Source organism: Rhizobacter sp. P2_H3 (genome assembly GCF_056403355.1).
Window position 1 is genome coordinate 1 of record NZ_JBFUFQ010000434.1, and the last position, 2,273, is coordinate 2,273.

Sequence of the window (2,273 nt, forward strand, 5' to 3'; positions counted from 1 at the left end):
ATCCTGTGGTCGTGAAAATCACGCGCCCAGCGTGCCGCCTGTGCCCGCCGCCGCCCTTGATCAGGCGCAGGAACCCCTCACCCGCTGCCGCTTGCCGCTCGGCAGGCAGCCGGCGGGCGGCTCGCTCGACAGCCGGATGCGCACGCCCAGCGCCCCCTGCCGGCGCAGGAAGCCGTCCAGCGCACGACCGGCCCGCCGCAACACCGCCGGCGCCCCCCGGTCGCCAGCGGCCGCGCGCAGCACCAGCTCGCACGGCCCGTGCTGCACCAGCTCGAAATCGAACAGGCCGGCCTCCTCCTCCAGCACCGTGCACAGCGCCAGCGGCACCAGCGTCGCCCGCGCCCCGTCGCGGCCGAGCACCAGGCTGTCGTCGCAGCGCCCCTCCACCTCGACCACCGGCAGGACGCTGCCGCACGCGCAGCGCTGCACCTGCAGCCGCGTGCGGTCGCCGAGGTCGCAGCGGATCAGCGGCTGCACCCGGTTCGCCAGGTTCGTCAGCAGCGTGCGGCAGCCGCTCTCGCCCGGCGGCAGCACCCGCCCCTGCGCGTCCAGCTGCTCCAGCAGCACCCAGTCGCTGTTCAGGTGCAGCCGGCCGAGCCGGCACTGCGACGCGATCGGCAGGAACTCCGACGCGCCGTAGGCATTCGCGAGCGGGCAGGCGAACGCCTGCTCGACGCGCCGCCGCGCCGCCGGCGTCAGCGTCTCGCCGCCGGTCCACACCTCGTGCAAGCGCAGGCGCAGGCGCCCCGCCGCCTGCTCGCCGGCCAGCAGCACGGCCACGCTCGGGTAGCTCGCGACGATGGTCGGCGCGAACGCCTGCAGCTGCGCCACCAGCGCCGCCGCCGGCTGCAGGAACGAGAAGCCGCGCAGCCGCGGCGCCCACGCCGGCACCCGGTGCCGCAGCCGCTCGACGCTCACGGTGCTCGCGAAATGCCCGCCGGTGGCACCGACGAACGCGATGCGCTCGCCCAGCAGCCACGGGTCGAGCAGCCGCCGCCACGGCTGCAGCACCGGCCGGCGGCACGCCTCCAGCGTGTCGTAGACGCGCATCGCGCCCTCGTCCTGCACGAACAGCGCCGGCTCGCCCTGGCTGCCCGAGCTCTCCCACACCTGGTAGCGCCCGAGGTACGGCCGGCCGATGCCGTCGGGCTGCGCGATGAAGCGCCGCAAGCCCGCCAGGCGCAGCGCCGGGTCGGCCACCCAGTCGTCGAAGCGGTGCATCAGCGTGTGCTTGTCGATCGCCGGCAGGTCGCGCAGCGCCGCACGTGCCGGGTCGATGCCGCGCAGCAGTTTCCGGTACAGCGGCGAATCGCGCGCCGCCGACTGCAGCAGCGCCGCGAGCCGCTGCGCCTGCCGCGCCGCCAGCGCCTCAGGCGTGCCCTGCGGCACGGCCAGCACGTCGAGTGCGAGTGCCGCACCCTGCCATGCCGCGTCGGCGGCCGATTGCCAGTCGGACACCGGCGAGGCCGCTTCGGGAGGTGCCGGACGGGGGGTGGTCATCGCGGGTTTCGGTGCAAATGTGCCCTTGGGGACCATTGGAACACCCGACGATGCGCACCGGCACCCCGCGCCGCCTTGCGTTTGCGCAAACCGCCGGCGGGCATGGCCTGCCTACGATGCGACCGCGCCGATCCCGGCGTGCGAAGCGAACCCGGAGGATCACCATGCACACCCAACCCTTTGCCGGCAATGGCAGCGATACGCTGGCCGGCGGCCTGCGCCAGATGGTCGACGAGGCCGAACGCATGCTGAAGAGCGCGGCCCAGACCGGCGACGAGAAGGTCGACGCGGTGCGCCAGCGCCTGGCCGAGCAGGTGCGCGAGATGCGCAGCCAGCTCGAGCAGCTCGAGGACGATGCCCTGCACCAGGCGCGCCGCGCCGCGCGGCAGGCCGACCACGCGGTGCACGCGCACCCGTACGGCGCGATGGGCGTCGCGGCGGCGGTCGGGCTGCTGGTCGGCTTCCTCGCGGCCCGCCGCTGATGCAGTCGGCCGCCGACGCGTTGCCGCAGCTGCTGGGCACGCTGCTCGACAGCGGGCGCACGCGGCTCGAACTCCTCTCGGTCGAGATCGAGGAGGAGCGGCTGCGCCTCGCGGCGCTCTTCATCGCCGCGGCCGTCACGGTGTTCTGCGCGCTGGTCGCGAGCGTGCTGCTCGCCACCGGGCTGGTGCTGCTGTGCGAGCCGGCGCAGCGCCCGCTGGCGGTCGGTCTCGCGACCGCGCTGTTCGCCGCCGCGGCCGCGCTGGGCGGGTGGCGCTGGCGACGCTTGGCGC

General features: G+C 75.2%; 3 protein-coding genes. 2 read left to right on the plus strand and 1 reads right to left on the minus strand.

Annotation, left to right across the window (positions count from 1 at the left end; all coding sequences use genetic code 11):
• Positions 1 to 60: 60 nt before the first annotated feature.
• On the minus strand, positions 61 to 1,500 hold the full coding sequence (locus tag AC1D1T_RS31990) for an AMP-binding protein (protein ID WP_477993388.1): 1,440 nt from the start codon (positions 1,498 to 1,500) through the stop codon (positions 61 to 63).
• Between the two features lie 164 nt (positions 1,501 to 1,664).
• Between AC1D1T_RS31990 and AC1D1T_RS31995 the strand changes: the two genes are divergently transcribed.
• Together AC1D1T_RS31995 and AC1D1T_RS32000 are read left to right on the plus strand one after the other, a co-directional pair.
• On the plus strand, positions 1,665 to 1,982 hold the full coding sequence (locus AC1D1T_RS31995) for an ElaB/YgaM/YqjD family protein (protein ID WP_477829042.1): 318 nt from the start codon (positions 1,665 to 1,667) through the stop codon (positions 1,980 to 1,982).
• A partial coding sequence (locus AC1D1T_RS32000) for a phage holin family protein (protein WP_477993390.1) occupies positions 1,982 to 2,273 on the plus strand: 292 nt, incomplete at its 3' end. The genes AC1D1T_RS31995 and AC1D1T_RS32000, both read left to right, overlap by 1 nt.

Excerpts from the sequence above, each read along its gene's own strand:
- AC1D1T_RS31990 (WP_477993388.1), bottom strand. The coding sequence starts at position 1,500 with ATGACCACCCCCCGTCCGGCACCTCCCGAAGCGGCCTCGCCGGTGTCC.
- AC1D1T_RS31995 (WP_477829042.1), top strand. The coding sequence starts at position 1,665 with ATGCACACCCAACCCTTTGCCGGCAATGGCAGCGATACGCTGGCCGGC.